Source organism: Pseudomonas sp. P4_C3, assembly GCF_056402075.1.
On sequence record NZ_JBFUIC010000011.1, the window covers coordinates 24,625 to 41,565 of the forward strand.

At 62.3% G+C, this 16,941-nt stretch carries 16 protein-coding genes and 1 pseudogene; 11 read left to right on the plus strand and 6 right to left on the minus strand.

Features of this window, described 5'->3' with window-relative positions; genetic code table 11:
* The first annotated feature begins 136 nt into the window (after window positions 1-136).
* Window positions 137-1,114: an AraC family transcriptional regulator gene (locus tag AC1DVH_RS04335; RefSeq protein ID WP_477752775.1), complete on the plus strand. Its 978-nt coding sequence runs from the start codon at window positions 137-139 to the stop codon at window positions 1,112-1,114.
* A gap of 76 nt (window positions 1,115-1,190) precedes the next feature.
* Complete coding sequence (locus tag AC1DVH_RS04340; protein ID WP_477752776.1) at window positions 1,191-1,652, plus strand: GNAT family N-acetyltransferase; 462 nt, start codon at window positions 1,191-1,193, stop codon at window positions 1,650-1,652.
* Window positions 1,653-1,669: 17 nt separating this feature from the next.
* On the opposite strand, the gene AC1DVH_RS04345 is transcribed toward AC1DVH_RS04340, so the two are convergent.
* The 3 genes from AC1DVH_RS04345 to AC1DVH_RS04355 form a co-directional block, all read right to left on the minus strand.
* Window positions 1,670-2,887 (minus strand): cytochrome c biogenesis protein DipZ, encoded by a 1,218-nt coding sequence (locus AC1DVH_RS04345; protein WP_477752777.1) that lies wholly within the window; start codon window positions 2,885-2,887, stop codon window positions 1,670-1,672.
* A 146-nt stretch (window positions 2,888-3,033) separates the two neighbouring features.
* Complete coding sequence (locus AC1DVH_RS04350) at window positions 3,034-3,246, minus strand: hypothetical protein (protein WP_477752778.1); 213 nt, start codon at window positions 3,244-3,246, stop codon at window positions 3,034-3,036.
* 48 nt (window positions 3,247-3,294) lie between these two features.
* Window positions 3,295-3,558 (minus strand): DUF2790 domain-containing protein, encoded by a 264-nt coding sequence (locus AC1DVH_RS04355; RefSeq protein ID WP_477752779.1) that lies wholly within the window; start codon window positions 3,556-3,558, stop codon window positions 3,295-3,297.
* A gap of 295 nt (window positions 3,559-3,853) precedes the next feature.
* Here AC1DVH_RS04355 and AC1DVH_RS04360 point away from each other — a divergent pair, with 295 nt between their 5' ends.
* Window positions 3,854-4,594 (plus strand): response regulator, encoded by a 741-nt coding sequence (locus AC1DVH_RS04360; protein ID WP_477752780.1) that lies wholly within the window; start codon window positions 3,854-3,856, stop codon window positions 4,592-4,594.
* A complete protein-coding gene (locus tag AC1DVH_RS04365; RefSeq protein WP_477752781.1) occupies window positions 4,591-5,901 on the plus strand; it encodes an ATP-binding protein in 1,311 nt (436 codons plus the stop codon). The genes AC1DVH_RS04360 and AC1DVH_RS04365 overlap by 4 nt, the downstream gene beginning before the upstream one ends.
* A gap of 935 nt (window positions 5,902-6,836) precedes the next feature.
* Here AC1DVH_RS04365 and AC1DVH_RS04370 read toward each other — a convergent pair.
* Window positions 6,837-7,133 carry a DUF1330 domain-containing protein gene (locus AC1DVH_RS04370; RefSeq protein ID WP_477752782.1) on the minus strand — a complete coding sequence of 99 codons (297 nt, stop codon included), beginning with the start codon at window positions 7,131-7,133 and terminating at the stop codon, window positions 6,837-6,839.
* A 70-nt stretch (window positions 7,134-7,203) separates the two neighbouring features.
* Between AC1DVH_RS04370 and ribBA the strand changes: the two genes are divergently transcribed.
* The 6 genes from ribBA to AC1DVH_RS04400 all read left to right on the plus strand — a co-directional run bounded on the left by ribBA (window position 7,204) and on the right by AC1DVH_RS04400 (window position 14,557).
* Window positions 7,204-8,313 carry a bifunctional 3,4-dihydroxy-2-butanone-4-phosphate synthase/GTP cyclohydrolase II gene (ribBA, locus tag AC1DVH_RS04375; RefSeq protein ID WP_477752783.1) on the plus strand — a complete coding sequence of 370 codons (1,110 nt, stop codon included), beginning with the start codon at window positions 7,204-7,206 and terminating at the stop codon, window positions 8,311-8,313.
* Between the two features lie 321 nt (window positions 8,314-8,634).
* On the plus strand, window positions 8,635-9,660 hold the full coding sequence (locus tag AC1DVH_RS04380) for an ABC transporter substrate-binding protein (protein ID WP_477752784.1): 1,026 nt from the start codon (window positions 8,635-8,637) through the stop codon (window positions 9,658-9,660).
* Window positions 9,657-10,589, plus strand: coding sequence for an ABC transporter permease (locus tag AC1DVH_RS04385; RefSeq protein ID WP_223463131.1), 933 nt, complete (start codon window positions 9,657-9,659; stop codon window positions 10,587-10,589). Before AC1DVH_RS04380 ends, AC1DVH_RS04385 begins: the two co-directional genes overlap by 4 nt.
* Before the next feature lie 6 nt (window positions 10,590-10,595).
* Window positions 10,596-11,405 (plus strand): ABC transporter permease, encoded by an 810-nt coding sequence (locus tag AC1DVH_RS04390; protein WP_007976227.1) that lies wholly within the window; start codon window positions 10,596-10,598, stop codon window positions 11,403-11,405.
* A gap of 17 nt (window positions 11,406-11,422) precedes the next feature.
* The gene (locus AC1DVH_RS04395; RefSeq protein WP_477752785.1) at window positions 11,423-12,577 is read left to right on the plus strand and encodes an ABC transporter ATP-binding protein; all 1,155 of its coding nucleotides are present in this window, start codon (window positions 11,423-11,425) and stop codon (window positions 12,575-12,577) included.
* 264 nt (window positions 12,578-12,841) lie between these two features.
* Window positions 12,842-14,557: an amidase gene (locus tag AC1DVH_RS04400; protein WP_477752786.1), complete on the plus strand. Its 1,716-nt coding sequence runs from the start codon at window positions 12,842-12,844 to the stop codon at window positions 14,555-14,557.
* A gap of 45 nt (window positions 14,558-14,602) precedes the next feature.
* On the opposite strand, the gene AC1DVH_RS04405 is transcribed toward AC1DVH_RS04400, so the two are convergent.
* A complete protein-coding gene (locus AC1DVH_RS04405) occupies window positions 14,603-15,601 on the minus strand; it encodes a bile acid:sodium symporter family protein (RefSeq protein ID WP_477752787.1) in 999 nt (332 codons plus the stop codon).
* A gap of 85 nt (window positions 15,602-15,686) precedes the next feature.
* Here AC1DVH_RS04405 and AC1DVH_RS04410 point away from each other — a divergent pair, with 85 nt between their 5' ends.
* Complete coding sequence (locus tag AC1DVH_RS04410; RefSeq protein WP_477752788.1) at window positions 15,687-16,475, plus strand: AraC family transcriptional regulator; 789 nt, start codon at window positions 15,687-15,689, stop codon at window positions 16,473-16,475.
* A 158-nt stretch (window positions 16,476-16,633) separates the two neighbouring features.
* Here the strand turns inward: AC1DVH_RS04410 and AC1DVH_RS04415 are convergent.
* A pseudogene (locus tag AC1DVH_RS04415) lies at window positions 16,634-16,809 on the minus strand (IS110 family transposase); the annotation flags it as partial.
* Window positions 16,810-16,941: the final 132 nt, after the last annotated feature.

Here is a 16,941-nt window from a genome sequence, read left to right on the forward strand (position 1 = left end):
CCCTGTGGTCAAACTATCGTCCTGACGGGCGCTGGCGTCCTGCCCGATCGTCGCCCAACCCTGCCCGATCGTCCGGAGATTCCACGTTGCGCGCCGGCGCGTTCACAATCAGGAACCCTCCCACGGGGAAACCCCAATGGACGCTCTGTCACAGACCCTGCGCGTCGTGCATCTGGTCGGCGCGATCTTCATCAACGCCCGCTTCACTGCGCCCTGGTGCTACCAGTCGCCCAGCGCCGATACGGCGGCGCCGTTTCTGGAGCCCGATGCGGAACGGGTGGTGATCTTTCACCTGATCACCGAGGGCGAGTGCTACGTCGAACTGGGCGATGACCCGCCGCTGCTGCTGAGTGCGGGCGACGTGGTGATCTTCCCCCAGGGCGATGCCCATCGCATGTGCTCACGTCCCGGATTACCCCCGGCCACGGGTGCGCGACTGGATGCGGTGTTGGCGCGGCGGCCCCGGCAGCTGAGTTATGGCGGGGGTGGCGCGGTCACCCGCCTGGTGTGCGGGTACTTGGCCTGCGACACGCGCCTGGCAGGCATGTTGCTCAAGGGCTTGCCGGCCGTGGTGCGGGTCAATGTGCGCGGTTCGGATGCCGGTATCTGGCTGGAATCCTCGGTGCGCTATGCCCTCGCCGAAGCCCGCTCGCCCCGCCCCGGCGGCGAAGGGGTATTGGCCAAACTCGCCGAAGTGCTGTTCATCGAAGTGCTGCGCCTGTACATGAATGAACAGGGCGAAGGCCGCACCGGCTGGCTGGCCGGTGTTCGCGACCGCATCGTCGGCGCTGCCCTCAACGCCTTGCATAAAAAACCCTGCCACGCCTGGACGCTGGACGAACTGGCGCGCACCGCCAGCACCTCAAGATCGGTATTGGCCGAACGTTTCCAGCAACTGGTGGGGGTGTCGCCGATGCAATACCTGACGCAATGGCGCATGTTGCTGGCCGCCAATCTGTTGCGCAGCAGCAACAGCTCCTTGACGCGGATCGCCGAAGAAGTCGGCTACCAGACCGATACCGCCTTCAGCCGCGCCTTTCGTCGCGAGTACGGTGCGCCGCCGGCGGCGTGGCGGCGCGGTCAGGCGGCCTCGAATCACTTGAGCGGTCGCTGAGCCAGCGAAGGCGACAGCACCGCCCAGGCCCGCTACTCTCGCTACCCAGCGACTGACCTCTGAAAGGACTCACAACATGGCACCCCGCCTGGACTGGCTTGCTCGACATATGCAGCACAGCAACACATTCGCTTCGTGGATCCACCAGCAGTTCCACTACGAATACGCCGGACAGCCCCTGCCTGACTGGCAACGAGAGTTCGCCGAAGGCCAAGACAACGGCGACTGGAAATGTCTGATCGCCCTCGACCACGACGAGCTGGTGGGCGGCGCAGCACTGGCCAGGGCCGACCTGGACCATCGCCCGGATCTGGGGCCGTGGCTCGCTTGCGTGTTCATCACCCCCGAGGCACGCGGCAAGGGCCTGGCAGAGCGATTGATCGAAGGGATTTGCGCGCAAGCCAAAGCCAGCGGCGAGAAGAGGATCTACCTGCACACCCAGGACCAGAGTGCTTATTACGCCAAGCGCGGCTGGGTGGTGCTGGAGCGTTTTGAAGCGTGGGAAAAAGATCAATGGCTCATGGCTCGGGACCTGTGAGCCATTGATCAAGCGGATTACGCCGCAGGCGCGCTGGCCCTGGCCTCCTGCAGCAACTGCTGAATCATTTGTTCCTGCGTGTCGTAGCTGCCTTCACCGAAGTGGGTGTAACGCACCTGCCCCTTGGCATCGATCAGGTAGTGCGCCGGCCAGTACTGGTTGTCGAAGTTGCGCCAGATCGCGTAGTTGTTGTCGATCGCCACCGGGTAGGTGATGCCGTACTCCTTCACCTTGGCCCTGACGTTGTCGATGATGCGTTCAAAGCCGTATTCGGGCGTGTGCACGCCGATCACCACCAGTCCGTCCTTTTCATATTTCTTCGCCCAGTCCTTCACGTACGGCAGGGTGTGCTTGCAGTTGATGCAGTCGAAGGTCCAGAAGTCCACCAGCACCACTTTGCCTTTCAGCGCTTCGTTGGTCAGTGCGGGCGAGTTGAGCCAGTCCACTGCGCCGGACAGCGACGGCATGGCGCCCTGGGCGTTGCCCATGGTGCTGTCGGCCTTGACCTTGCTGACCAGGTAATCGACGACTTTCGGCACGGTCTCCAGCACGCCCTTCTCGACACTGCTGACACCTTGCGAAGAAGTATTGGCCAGCAACAGGTCGTTGGCCCCCGTTGCAATCACCGCCGCCCCGACCAGCACCGCAACCCCGGCGCCACGGCGCAACCAGCCCGTAACCGGAATCGACGGTTTCAAGCGATTGACCAGGCCGCGACCGGTAAAGATCAAGGTGCCCAGGGACAGCGCACTGCCCGCGCCATAGGCCACCAACAACAGACTGGTGCCGGCGTTCGCGCCCTGCAGCATGGCGCTGGTCAGAATCACCCCGAGGATCGGCCCGGCGCACGGTGCCCAGAGCAACCCGGTGGCGACACCGATCATGATCGAAGCCAGCGGCCCGGACACCTTGCGCGAGTTCGGGTCGATGCGATTACCCAGCAGCACGAAGGGCCGCGCCAGCCAGTCACCGACCCGAGCGGAAATCAGCGACAGGGCGAACAGCACCATCACCACCAGCGCTACGTGGCGGCCGGTGTTGCTGGCCTGAATCACCCACTCACTGCTGACCACGGCCAGGCTGGAGACCAGGGCAAAGGTCAGGACCATGCCGCCGAGGGTGAGCAGGATCGAGGAGCGTGTGCGGTCGGCCCCGGCAAACAGCAATGGCACGACCGGCAGGATGCACGGGCTGAGGACGGTCAATATGCCGCCCAGGAAAGCGATGAGTAACATGGGATCACCTGATGCAAATTAGAGGGCAACACATCACCACTGTAGGAGCGAGCCTGCTCGCGATAGCGATTGTTCGGTCAACGATGTATCGCCTGACCCGACGCCATCGCGAGCAGGCTCGCTCCTACAATGGATTGGGGGTGTTCTCAAGCGGTCTGTTCATTCAGCAACTGCCCCTGCGGCGTGCGGCTGGAACCGTCTTGCGCAAGGAACCCATGGGTGCCCTTCTCTGCCACCGGCGTGAGCTGGAAGCAGGTGTTGCTGGCGCAGGCACTTTGCTCGACAGCGGCGTTGGCATGGGCTGCCGCACCGGCGACGGAAAAGGCGATGGCGGTCAGGTAGCGGGAAACGTTGTTCATGATGTCCTTCCTGTTGCAAATGGATTAAGCGGTCGTTGATCGCAACACTCAGTTTTCCGAGTTGCAGTTGTCAGCCAACTTGCGGTAATCCAGCACCTGGGTTTTGGACTGGGAATCGAGGTACGTCAGCTGCGCATTCACCACGCCGCAGGAAGGTGTAGCGTCCTCGGTCAGCGACACCACTTTCCTGATGTCAAGTTGGGTGCCGTAGGTGTAGGTTTTTGGAGCGACATCGGCTTCGGCACGGGCCGACAGGGTGCAGATGTTCAGTGCGGCAAACAGGCACGCGGCGTAGATGGCTTTGGTGTTCATGGCGAGTTCCTCAAGGTTTCAAAAGGTTGATCCGAAGCGGTCTGGTTTGCCTCGATGGAACCTATTAAAAGCTTGCGAGGTATCTCGTCTGTGTCGGGAATCGGCGTGAATCAATCGGTACGTATCAGAACCGGGCGCAGATACAGAGCAATACAAAACCGCTGAAAATCGGCTTTTTTGCCTTCGTGTGTATCCTCAGGCAAGCCAGATACACTGCAATACAAAGGGCGGCAGGCGAGCCCGCCCAGGCTCGATAGACTGTGTGGCATTCCCCATTTATCAGAGGTTTGGCCCAATGGATCACGTTGATCACATCCTCATCGTTGACGATGACCGCGAAATCCGCGAGCTGGTAGGCAACTACCTGAAGAAGAACGGCTTGCGCACCACGGTCGTGGCGGATGGACGGCAGATGCGCGCTTTTCTGGAAACCACCCCGGTGGACCTGATCGTGCTGGACATCATGATGCCGGGGGACGATGGCTTGCTGTTGTGCCGCGAACTGCGCGCCGGCAAACACAAGACCACGCCAGTGCTGATGCTCACCGCCCGCAACGATGAAACCGATCGCATTCTCGGCCTGGAAATGGGCGCCGACGACTACCTGGTCAAGCCCTTCGCGGCCCGTGAACTGTTGGCGCGGATCAACGCGGTGCTACGGCGCACCCGCATGCTGCCGCCGAACCTGGTGGTGACCGAAGCCAGCCGTCTGCTGGCCTTCGGGCGCTGGCGCCTGGACACCTCGGCCCGTCACCTGCTCGACGAAAACGGTACCATGGTGGCCCTGAGCGGTGCCGAGTATCGATTGCTGCGGGTGTTTCTCGATCATCCGCAACGAGTGCTCAACCGTGATCAGCTGCTGAACCTGACCCAGGGTCGCGATGCCGACCTGTTCGACCGTTCCATCGACTTGCTGGTCAGTCGCCTGCGCCAGCGCCTGCTCGACGACGCCCGCGAACCGGCCTATATCAAGACCGTGCGCAGCGAAGGCTATGTGTTCTCCCTGCCGGTGGAAATCCTGGGCGATCGATCATGACGCAGGCGCTGCATTGGCCGCGGACCCTGGCCTCGCGGCTGTCGCTGATTTTCCTGATCGGCCTGATCCTCGCCCAGGCGCTGTCCTTCGGCGCGCAGTATTACGAGCGCTACGAATCCTCGAAAAACACCATGCTCGGCAACCTGGAAACCGACGTTTCCACGTCCATAGCCATCCTCGACCGCTTGCCCGCCAACGAGCGATCCGGCTGGCTGCAACAACTGGAGCGGCGCAATTACAGCTACCTGCTCAATGAGGGTTCGCCGGGCACGCCCATACGCACCGACATGCCCGATACGCCCATTGCCATTGCCTCGATCAAAGACGCCATCGGTCACGATTACCCGATGACCTTTACCGACATCCCCGGGCCGAAAAAACATTTTCAAGTGCACTTGAACCTGGCAGATGGCAGCCCGCTGACCATCGACGTCCGTCCGGCAATGGTCCCGTTGTCGCCCTGGCTGCCCTTCGTGTTGCTCGGGCAACTGGCGCTGATGCTGGCCTGCTCCTGGCTGGCGGTCAGAATCGCCATCCGCCCCCTCACCCGCCTCGCCGGTGCCGTCGAAACCCTGGACCCCAACGCGCACCCGGTACTCCTGGACGAAAAAGGCCCGACCGAAGTCGCCCACGCCGCCAAGGCCTTCAACTCGATGCAGGCACGCATCGCGGCGTACCTGAAGGAACGCATGCAGTTGCTCGCGGCGATTTCCCACGACCTGCAAACCCCGATCACCCGCATGAAACTGCGCGCCGAGTTCATGGACGACTCCAGCGAAAAAGACAAACTGTGGAACGACCTTGGCGAGATGGAACACCTGGTTCGCGAAGGCGTGGCCTACGCCCGCAGCATCCACGGCGCCACCGAAGAAAGCCGCCGCACCGACCTCGACTCGTTCCTCGACAGCCTGGTGTTCGACTACCAGGACGTGGGCAAGGACGTTCGGCTCACAGGCAAAAGCGCCACCGTCATCGACACCCGCCCCCACGCCTTGCGCCGGGTGCTGGTCAACCTGACGGACAACGCATTGAAATTTGCCGGTGCTGCCGAGTTGCAAGTGGAAAAACAGGCCGATGGCAACCTGTCGATCAAGATCCTCGACCGCGGCCCGGGCATCGCTGAAGAAGAACTCAAGCAAGTGATGGAACCGTTCTACCGCGTGGAAAACTCCCGCAACCGCAGCACTGGTGGCACCGGGCTGGGACTGGCAATCGCCCAGCAACTGGCGAACGCAATTGGCGGGTCGTTGACCCTGAGCAATCGAGAGGGTGGCGGGTTGTGTGCGGAGTTGCGATTGTCGGTGTAGATCTTTTCGGTTTCGGTTCCGGTTCTCGGGTTTACTCGGGACTTGTGGCCACTGAAGATCCCTGTGGGAGCGAGCTTGGTCCGGGCGGCGTTCCGACGATGGCTTTGTGTCAGGCGGCATGGATTTTTGAGGGTGTACCTATCCGTTGCTGCCGTAACGGCCACTTAGGGTTCCGCCCTTACGGCGGGTCACTTGGAAAAGCGGAACGCCGCCCGGCCCCAAGTAACCAAGGGCTCTTGCCCCTGACATTCGGTGCCTCGCCGTGGCTCGGCATCCCCTCGCTCCGGTCCTGCTCCGTGGGCCCGCCGCCATCCATACCGGGTTGCCCACTGCGCAGAACCTCCACTCGGCCTCACGAGGGGGCGTACACCGCAAAAGCGTCCGAGGCGGCCTACCGGCCGGCCTGTTTGCTGGGGTCGTTCGTCTGTGAGTACCTGGTCGGCTGAAAGGCCGTCATCGCGAGCAAGCTCGCTCCTACAGTTGGGCTGGGTACATTCGAAAGAAATTGGTCGGCTGTCAGGCCGCCATCGCGAGCAAGCTCGCTCCCACAAAACAGCAAAAGCACAGCAGCCCACACCACCGCGTCGCTTCTCACCACTCATCAGGCCGAGCGTTAGCTCGCCTGCAGCTTTTGATCTTGATCCACCCGCCCCCTCGGCAGGCTGAGCGGAGGTGTTTATCCGGGGATTGGCGCGCAGCGCCGTTCGACGCAGTCGAACTCATTGCATGTAGGTCGAAGCGAAGCCGACCGGAGGGCAATGCCCCCGGATGAATGCCGGAGCGAAGGAACGCCGAGCCTTAGCGAGGGGCCGTACGTTCGGGGCGAGCGTTTTTTTGGTTACTTTTTTTAGGCGCTTGTAAAAAAAGGGACTCGCCGTAAGGGCGAAACCGCCAGCCGCCGTTACCGCAGCAACGGATATGTACTCAGTCGCCATTCAGAGCGGCGCCACGCCCTCGACAATAATCACCTCAGCCGAAGCCACCCCTTCACGATACCCCCTAGCCTCCTGATACAACGCCGAGTGATAACAAGCCACCGCCTGCTCATAGGAATCGAACTCGATCACCACGCTGCGTTGCGGCGTAGGCCGGCCTTCCATCGCCTCGCTACGCCCACCGCGAGCCAGAATCCGTCCGCCATACAGGGCAAACGCCTGCGGCGCCCGCTGAGTGTATTGGCTGTATTGATCGGGGTCGGTGACATCCACGTGAGCAATCCAGTACGCCTTCATAGTGACCTCTCGGTTTATTTTGTATTATGGTATACCACATTACCAATCCAACAAACACTGAGACTCCAGCATGGCCTTCAACAGCATCGAAGAAATCATCGAAGATTACCGCCTCGGCAAAATGGTTCTGCTGGTGGACGATGAAGACCGGGAAAACGAAGGCGACCTGTTGCTGGCCGCCGATTGCTGCACACCCGAGGCGATCAGCTTCATGGCCCGGGAAGCCCGCGGCCTGATCTGCCTGACCCTGACCGACGAGCACTGCAAACGCCTGGGCCTGGAGCAGATGGTGCCGAGCAACGGCAGCGTGTTCAGCACCGCCTTCACCGTGTCCATCGAGGCCGCCGTCGGCGTGACCACCGGTATCTCCGCTGCGGATCGGGCCTGCACCGTGGCCGCTGCTGTCGCCGCCCATGCCGGCCCTGCCGACATCGTGCAACCCGGCCATATCTTCCCGTTGCGCGCCCGGGAAGGCGGCGTGCTGACTCGTGCCGGCCATACCGAAGCCGGCTGCGACCTGGCCCGCCTGGCCGGCCATACGCCCGCCTCGGTGATCGTCGAAGTGATGAACGACGACGGCACCATGGCCCGCCGCCCCGACCTGGAAGTGTTCGCGCGCAAGCACGGGATCAAGATCGGCACCATCGCCGACCTGATCCACTATCGCCTGAGCACCGAACACACCATCGTGCGCATCGGTGAACGTGACCTGCCGACCGTGCACGGCACCTTTCGTCTGATCACCTTTGAGGATCACATCGAAGGCGGTGTCCACATGGCCATGGTCATGGGCGATCTGCGTCGCGATGAGCCGACGCTGGTGCGCGTGCATGTGATCGATCCGTTGCGCGATCTGGTCGGCGCCGAATACAGCGGGCCGACCAACTGGACGTTGTGGGCCGCCTTGCAGCGCGTCGCCGCCGAAGGCCACGGCGTGGTGGTGGTGCTGGCCAATCACGAATCCTCGCAGGCGCTGCTCGAACGCGTGCCGCAACTGACCCAGCCGCCCCGGCAGTTCAACCGCTCGCAGTCGCGGATTTATTCGGAGGTGGGCACTGGAGCGCAGATCCTGCAAAACCTGGGTGTCGGCAAGCTGCGTCATCTGGGTCCGCCTCTGAAATATGCAGGCTTGACCGGGTATGACCTGGAGGTGGTGGAGAGTATTCCATTCACCGGGTGACTCTTGGCGTAGCACATTTCCCTGTGGGAGCGAGCTTGCTCGCGATAGCGGTATGACAGTCAACACTGGTATCGACTGACACGCCCTCATCGCGAGCAAGCTCGCTCCCACAGGGGATTGCGTAACCGGGCAACCTTCGGAACCACTGAAAATCCACTTTCGGCTGATAGCCGGTACGGCAAAGTGCTTGCACAAAGCTTGGAATACCATAATATGATATTCCATAGACCGAACAGTCAGCACTGACTCGACGGACTTACTGCTCCCGATAGGCGGGCACTCCAAAGCCCCGCTCATAAACACAACAATGAGGGCGTGAAAATGGTGTTGAACAAACGTGCGACCGCAGTTCTTTTTGCGGGACTGCTGAGCGTGACCAGCCAGGCATTGCTGGCGGCTGAAAGCGTCAACTTCGTGAGCTGGGGCGGCAGCACCCAGGATGCACAGAAGCAGGCCTGGGCCGACCCGTTCAGCAAGGCCAGCGGCATCACCGTGGTGCAGGATGGCCCGACCGACTACGGCAAGCTCAAGGCCATGGTCGAGAGCGGCAACGTGCAGTGGGACGTGGTCGACGTCGAAGCCGACTTCGCCCTGCGCGCCGCCGCTGAAGGCTTGCTCGAGCCCCTCGATTTCAAAGTGATTGAACGCGACAAGATCGACCCGCGCTTCGTCAGCGATTACGGCGTCGGCTCGTTCTTCTTCTCCTTCGTCCTCGGCTACAACGAAGGCAAGCTCGGCGCCAACAAGCCTCAAGACTGGTCCGCGCTGTTCGACACCAAGACCTACCCCGGCAAACGCGCCCTGTACAAATGGCCAAGCCCTGGCGTGCTGGAACTGGCGCTGCTGGCCGACGGTGTAGCGGCGGACAAGCTCTACCCGCTGGACCTGGACCGCGCCTTCAAAAAACTCGACACCATCAAGAAAGACATCGTCTGGTGGGGCGGCGGCGCGCAGTCGCAGCAGCTGCTGGCCTCCGGTGAGGCAAGCATGGGCCAGTTCTGGAACGGCCGGATTCATGCCCTGCAAGAAGACGGCGCCCCAGTCGGCGTAAGCTGGAAACAGAACCTGGTCATGGCCGACATCCTGGTCATTCCCAAGGGTTCGAAAAACAAGGACGCGGCGATGAAGTTCCTGGCCAACGCCAGCAGTGCCAAGGGCCAGGCCGACTTCTCCAACCTGACCGCCTACGCCCCGGTCAACGTCGACAGCGTGCAGCGCCTGGACTCGGTGCTGGCCCCGAATCTGCCGACCGCCTACGTAAAGGATCAGATCACTCTTGATTTCGCGTACTGGGCCAAGAACGGTCCGGCCATCGCGACACGGTGGAACGAATGGCTGGTCAAATGAAAATGACGGCAACCGCATCCCGTCCCTCCACGTCAGTCGGGAGCGCCCCTGGCGCTGCCGGCAAGGCGGCTGCAATGACGCAATCGCCAAGCCTGGCCCAGCGCTGGCGCGGATCGAGCAACCTGATCCCCGCCCTGCTGTTTCTCGGCCTGTTCTTTCTCGCGCCGCTGATTGGCCTGCTGCTGCGCGGCGTGCTGGAACCGGTGCCGGGTCTGGGCAACTACGAGCAACTGTTCGCCAACTCCGCCTACGCACGGGTGTTGTTGAACACCTTCTCGGTGGCGGGACTGGTGACGCTGTTCAGCCTGTTGCTGGGCTTCCCGCTGGCCTGGGCAATCACCCTGGTGCCGCGCGGCTGGGGCCGCTGGATCCTCAACATCGTGCTGCTGTCGATGTGGACCAGCCTGCTCGCCCGCACCTACTCCTGGCTGGTGTTGCTGCAAGCCTCCGGGGTGATCAACAAGGCGTTGATGGCCATGGGCATCATCGATCAACCGCTGGAGATGGTGCACAACCTCACCGGCGTGGTGATCGGCATGAGTTACATCATGATCCCGTTCATCGTGCTGCCGTTGCAGGCGACCATGCAGGCCATCGACCCGATGATCCTGCAGGCCGGTTCGATCTGCGGCGCCAGCCCCTGGACCAACTTCTTCCGGGTGTTCCTGCCGCTGTGCCGGCCGGGGCTGTTCTCCGGTGGTTTGATGGTGTTCGTGATGTCCCTCGGTTACTACGTGACCCCGGCGCTGCTGGGCGGTGCACAGAACATGATGCTGCCCGAGTTCATCATTCAGCAGGTGCAGTCGTTCCTCAACTGGGGCCTGGCCAGCGCCGGCGCCGCGTTGCTGATCGTGATCACGCTGGTGCTGTTCTACTTCTACCTGAAGCTTCAGCCGGAATCCCCGGTTGGCGCCAGCAACGCGAGGTAAGCCGTCATGCTCCTGACCCCCAATGCCATGAGCCGGCGCATGCGCTTCGGCCTGTATGCCACCACCGGGCTGATCGGTCTGTTCCTGCTGTTGCCGATCGTGTTCATCGTGCTGCTGTCGTTCGGATCGTCGCAATGGCTGGTGTTCCCGCCGCCGGGCTGGACGCTGAAATGGTACGGCCAGTTCTTCTCCAACGCCGACTGGATGAACGCCGCCATGGCCAGCCTGAAAGTCGCGGTGCTGACCACGTTCTTCGCCGTCGCGCTGGGCCTGCCGACCGCTTTCGCCCTGGTGCGTGGCCGCTTCCCCGGCCGGGAAATGCTCTATGGCCTGTTCACCCTGCCGATGATCGTGCCGCTGGTGATTATCGCCGTGGCGGTGTACGCGCTGTTCCTGAAACTCGGCTACACCGGGACCATGTTCGCGTTTGTGGTCAGCCACGTCATCGTCGCGTTGCCGTTCACCATCATCTCGATCATCAACTCGCTGAAGCTGTTCGACCAGTCGATCGAGGATGCAGCGGTGATCTGCGGCGCCTCGCGCCTGCAAGCGGTGTTCAAGGTGACCTTCCCGGCGATCCGTCCGGGCATGGTGGCCGGCGCCCTCTTCGCCTTCCTCGTCTCGTGGGATGAAGTGGTGCTGAGCGTGATGATGGCCAGCCCGACCCTGCAAACCCTTCCCGTGAAAATGTGGACCACCCTGCGCCAGGACCTGACGCCCGTGATCGCCGTCGCTTCGACGCTGCTGATCGGCCTCTCGGTATTGGTCATGGTGATCGCCGCCGCTCTGCGCCGGCGCAACGAAATCAGCGCCTGAGCGCCCAGGAGTACGACATGAGTGCAGTGATCAAAGATTCCGCGCAGCAAAATGACAAGCCCCTGGTCAGCCTGCGTAACCTGAACAAGCACTACGGCGACTTCGCCGCCGTGGACAACATCTCGCTGGACATCAAGGACGGTGAATTCCTCACCTTCCTTGGCTCCAGCGGCTCGGGCAAAAGCACTACGCTGTCGATGCTCGCCGGCTTCGAAACCCCGAGCAGCGGCGAGATCCTGGTCAACGGCCAGTCGCTGGTCAACGTGCCGCCGCACAAACGCGACATCGGCATGGTGTTCCAGCGCTACTCACTGTTCCCGCACCTGTCGGTACGCGACAACATCGCCTTCCCGTTGGCCATTCGCAAACTGGCCGCCGCCGAACGCGAACGCCGGGTCGATGCGATGCTCAAGCTGGTGCAGCTTGAGCAATTTGCCCATCGCCGCCCTTCGCAACTCTCCGGTGGCCAGCAGCAACGAGTCGCCATTGCACGGGCGCTGGTTTATGAGCCACGCATCCTGTTGATGGACGAACCCCTCGGTGCACTGGACAAGAAACTGCGTGAAGACTTGCAGGATGAACTGCGCCAACTGCATCGGCGCCTGGGCATCACCATCGTCTACGTGACCCACGATCAGGAAGAAGCCATGCGTTTGTCCCAGCGCATCGCGATTTTCAGCCACGGCAAAATCGTCGGCCTGGGCAGCGGCTATGACCTGTACCAGAATCCGCCGAACGCCTTTGTCGCCTCGTTCCTCGGCAACTCGAACTTCCTCAAGCTCAAGGCCCAGGGTAATGCGGTGGCGACCTTCGAAGGCCAGGCGCTGTCGATCCGACTCACGGCCGGCCTGCACACCGATCAGGACGTGCTGCTGATGGTGCGTCCGGAAAAAGCCCTGGCCCTGAGCAATGAACAAGCCCTTGCCGAACCGCTGGCCGCCGGCTGGAACGAAGTCTCGGCCAAGGTCGTGGAAGTGCTGTTTCTCGGCGAAAGCCAGACCTGCAGCGTGGTCACCGCTGGCGGCACCTCGATGACGGTCAAGGCGCTGTCCGCCGCCGGCATGCCGCTCAAGGCCGGTGACCCGGTGCGAGTGCGCTGGGCCACCGCCGATGCCTGTGTGTACACCGAATGGGCCGAAAGCGACCTGAACAAGGCCGCCGGCGCTCACTGATCCATTGGCCTGCGCGCGCGGGCCACTATAATGAGTCACCCTCGGGCCACCACAACGTCGGGTTGTGGTGGCCTTTTTTCTGTCGCCTGTAAGATAAATTGGACAACGGATTCCTAAAATCCCGGTTTAATGCTAAATAGTGCTCAGTATTTTTAACACCCAACCCTGTCGTGCCACACAGTGCAACGAGAATAACGATATGAAAGTCCATTTCGAGAAAAGTGAAGTGTTTGGGACCCTCCACCTGCAAGCGGCGGTGGCAGCATGATCGAAGTTACCGAAGTTTCCATTGCCGAGCTGCGCGCCGCGCTCGAATCCGGCCAGACCACCTCGGTTGAACTGGTCCAGGCTTATCTCGCGCGGATCGACGCCTATGACGGCCCCGAAACGCCAACGGCGCTGAATGCGGTCGTGGTGCGCAACCCCGAGGCGCTCGCCGAAGCGCAGGCGTCCGACGCCCGTCGCGCCAAGGGCCAGACGCTGGGAGCGCTGGACGGTATCCCTTACACCGCCAAGGACAGCTATCTGGTCAAGGGCCTCACCGCCGCTTCCGGCAGCCCGGCCTTCAAGGACCTGGTCGCCTATCGCGATGCGTTCACCATCGAGCGCCTGCGCGCCGCCGGGGCGATCTGCCTGGGCAAGACCAACATGCCGCCGATGGCCAACGGCGGGATGCAGCGCGGCGTCTACGGCCGCGCCGAAAGCCCGTACAACGCTGATTACCTCACCGCTCCTTTCGCCTCTGGTTCGTCGAACGGCGCGGGTACGGCCACTGCCGCGAGTTTCGCGGCCTTCGGCCTGGCGGAAGAAACCTGGTCGAGCGGTCGCGGCCCGGCCTCGAACAATGGCTTGTGCGCCTACACGCCTTCGCGCGGGGTGATCTCGGTACGCGGCAACTGGCCGTTGACCCCGACCATGGACGTGGTCGTGCCGTTTGCCCGGACCATGGCCGACCTGCTCGAAGTGCTCGACGTGGTCGTGGCCGATGACCCGGACACCCGTGGCGACCTGTGGCGCCTGCAACCCTGGGTGCCGATCCCGAGCTCGTCCCTGGTGCGCCCCAAATCCTACGCGGCGCTGGCCGCCAACAGCGAGGCGCTCAAAGGCAAGAAGTTCGGCATTCCACGCATGTACATCAACGCCGACCCTGAAGCCGGCACATCCGAAGCGCCGGGCATCGGTGGGCCGACCGGCCAACGCATCAACACCCGTCCTTCGGTGATCGGGCTCTGGGAACAGGCACGCAAGGCCCTCGAAGCCGCGGGCGCCGAAGTGCTCGAAGTGGATTTCCCGCTGGTCTCCAATTGCGAAGGTGATCGTCCTGGCGCGCCGACCGTGTTCAATCGCGGCATCGTTTCCAAGGAATTCCTGCACCACGAACTGTGGGACCTGACCGCCTGGGCGTTCGATGATTTCCTGCAAGCGAACGGCGATCCCAAACTGAATCGCCTCGTCGATGTCGACGGCCCGCAGATCTTCCCTCACGACCCGGGCACCCTGCCCAACCGCGAAGGCGACCTGGTTGCCGGCATGGACGAATACGTGCGCATGGCCGAGCGTGGCATCACGCCGTGGGACCAGATCAGCACGATGCCGGACGGCCTGCGCGGGCTGGAGAAAACCCGCAAGATCGATCTGGAAGACTGGATGGATCGCCTGGGTCTCGACGCAGTGCTGTTCCCGACGGTTGCCGACGTGGGCCCGGCGAATGCCGATGTCGATCCGCAATCGGCAGATATCGCCTGGAGCAACGGCGTATGGGTCGCCAACGGCAACCTCGCCATCCGTCACCTTGGCGTGCCGACGGTGACCGTGCCGATGGGCGTGATGCCGGACATCGGCATGCCGGTCGGCCTGACGTTTGCCGGGCGCGCCTATGACGACTCGTCGCTGCTGCACCTGGCGTCGGCATTCGAGTCGACCGGGAAAAAACGCATGATCCCGCCGCGTACCCCGCCATTGGTCGCTGACAAGCGCTGACCGGTAAAACCGTGGCGGCTCACGCGAGCCGCCACGGCTGGCAAATCAGGGATCAACCTGGGCCATCAGTTCCGGAATCGATTCCGGCCGATTGGCATAACGCTGCGCCAGCACTGCACAGACCATCAATTGAATCTGGTGGAACAGCATCAGCGGCAAGATCAGCAAGCCAATGGTGCTACCGGCAAACAACACCTGCGCCATCGGCACGCCGGTCGCCAGGCTTTTCTTCGAGCCACAGAAGAGAATGGTGATGCGGTCTTCCTGGTTGAAGCCGAAGGCTTTGCCGAGCACCGTCGACGCCAGCAACACCAGCGCCAAAACGATGCAACAGACCACCACCAGCCCGACCAGATCCAGCAACGGAATCTGCTGCCAGAGCCCCTCGATCACCGCCTCGCTGAACGCGCCGTAGACCACCAGCAAAATCGAACCCTGATCGACGAACTTCAACCAGCTCTTGTTGCGCGCTACCCAATTGCCGATCCAGCGCCGCGCGATTTGCCCGGCAATGAACGGCAGCAGTAACTGCACGCTGATCTTGAGGATGGCGTCGAGGGTCGAGGCGCCTTCGCCGTGCACATTGAGCAGCAGGGTCACCAGCAACGGCGTGAGGAAAATCCCGAACAGGCTGGACGCCGCCGCGCTGCAAATTGCCGCCGGGATGTTGCCCCGTGCCAGCGAAGTAAAGGCAATCGCCGACTGCACCGTGGCAGGCAACGCGCACAGGTAGAGCATGCCCATGTACAGGTCATTGCCGATCAGCGGCGACAGCAGCGGCTTGAGCGCCAGGCCGAGCAGCGGGAACAGCACGAAGGTCAGGCTGAACACCAGCAAATGCAGGCGCCAGTGTCCGGCACCGGCAATGATCGACTCGCGGGACAGTTTGGCGCCATGCAGGAAAAACAGCAGCGCGATGGCGATGTTGGTCAGCCAGCCAAAACCGACCGCGACCTGACCGCTGGCGGGCAGCAGGCTGGCGAGCGTCACCACGCCGATCAGGGTCAGGGTGAAGTTGTCGGGTAACAGACGGGGGCGAGTCATGGGGTTGATCATCCGGGGGTTGCCAGTACGTGAAAGCGACTCTAACGTGCCTGATAATTACCGACTAACGCCGATGAGCCAGCTGATGCCGCCTAAAGAACATGACAAGAGTGTTCGACGCAGTATTCCCGGACTGTCCAGCCTGCCACGACCGCTCTACGGTCGCACCGAATCGCTGCCCAATCGCGCCCTGACCCGGCGCCACAGCCATCCGTGGGTGCAGCTTTCCTATGCGATTCAGGGCGTGCTCGAAATACAGACCGGCGTCGGGCGCTTCGTCGCCCCGCCGGAGCGTGCGGTGTGGATTCCGGCGGGCATGCCGCACCGGGTGTTCAGCTCGCCGCGCACGGAAATGCGCAGCCTGTACATCGATTGCAGCGTCTCGACGTGGGCGCCGCCGGGCTGTCATGTGCTGGGGGTCAGTGATTTGTTGCGTGAGTTGATCCGCGCCTTTAGTCAGATTCCGGTGGAATACGATCAGAACGGTCCGCACGGCCGGTTGGCCCAGGTGATTCTGGATCAATTGGCTGAGGCGCCGCAGATCAATTTGATGCTGCCCCTGCCCCAGGACAGCCGATTGCGGCAAATCGCCCAAAGCCTGGAGTCGCACCCGGAGCAACAGACCACCCTCAGCCACTGGAGCGACAAATTCGGCGTCACAGAGAAAACCCTCAGTCGCCTGTTCCTGCGCGACACTGGCCTGACGTTTCGCGCCTGGCGCCAGCGCTTGCGCCTGCTCGGCGCCCTGACGCCACTGGAACAGGGCGAGCGAGTGACCGACGTCGCGCTGGCCTGTGGCTACGACTCGACGTCGGCGTTTATCGCTGCGTTCCGCCAGCAGTTCGGCGAAACACCGGGGGAGTTTTTTCGCTGAGCCCTGCACAGGAAAAACTGTGGGAGCAATTCAATTCTTTTATTGCCTATCAGGCCGCCATCGCGAGCAGGCTCGCTCCTACAGTTGTGTTGGTTGCTCGCGGATTCTGCGGATAGCCGCGAACCCTGTGGGAGCAACTGCCTTCACCATACCACTCGTCACCGCCATTCGGTGCCGTCCCGCAACATGGCATTCAGCCTAATCAGTAAGACTCGCATGCAGGCAAGAGCGCGACTTTCGCGCTCTTGCCTCGCTCCCGAAGAGCGTCATAGCGTGCCTTGAAGTCTGGCTGATGAAGGATTACGACCCAGCAAGACATGTAAAGCGCAGGTCGACCCTATGTTCCTGCCGGCAATGTCTGGCGCCGTTCGTCCATTGAGGGAGTAGTGGTATGGCGAACGAGGACAGATTTTCATGGGGGCGGCGCACCAGCCAAGAAATAAACCCGCCCTCACCGCCCTGGCTG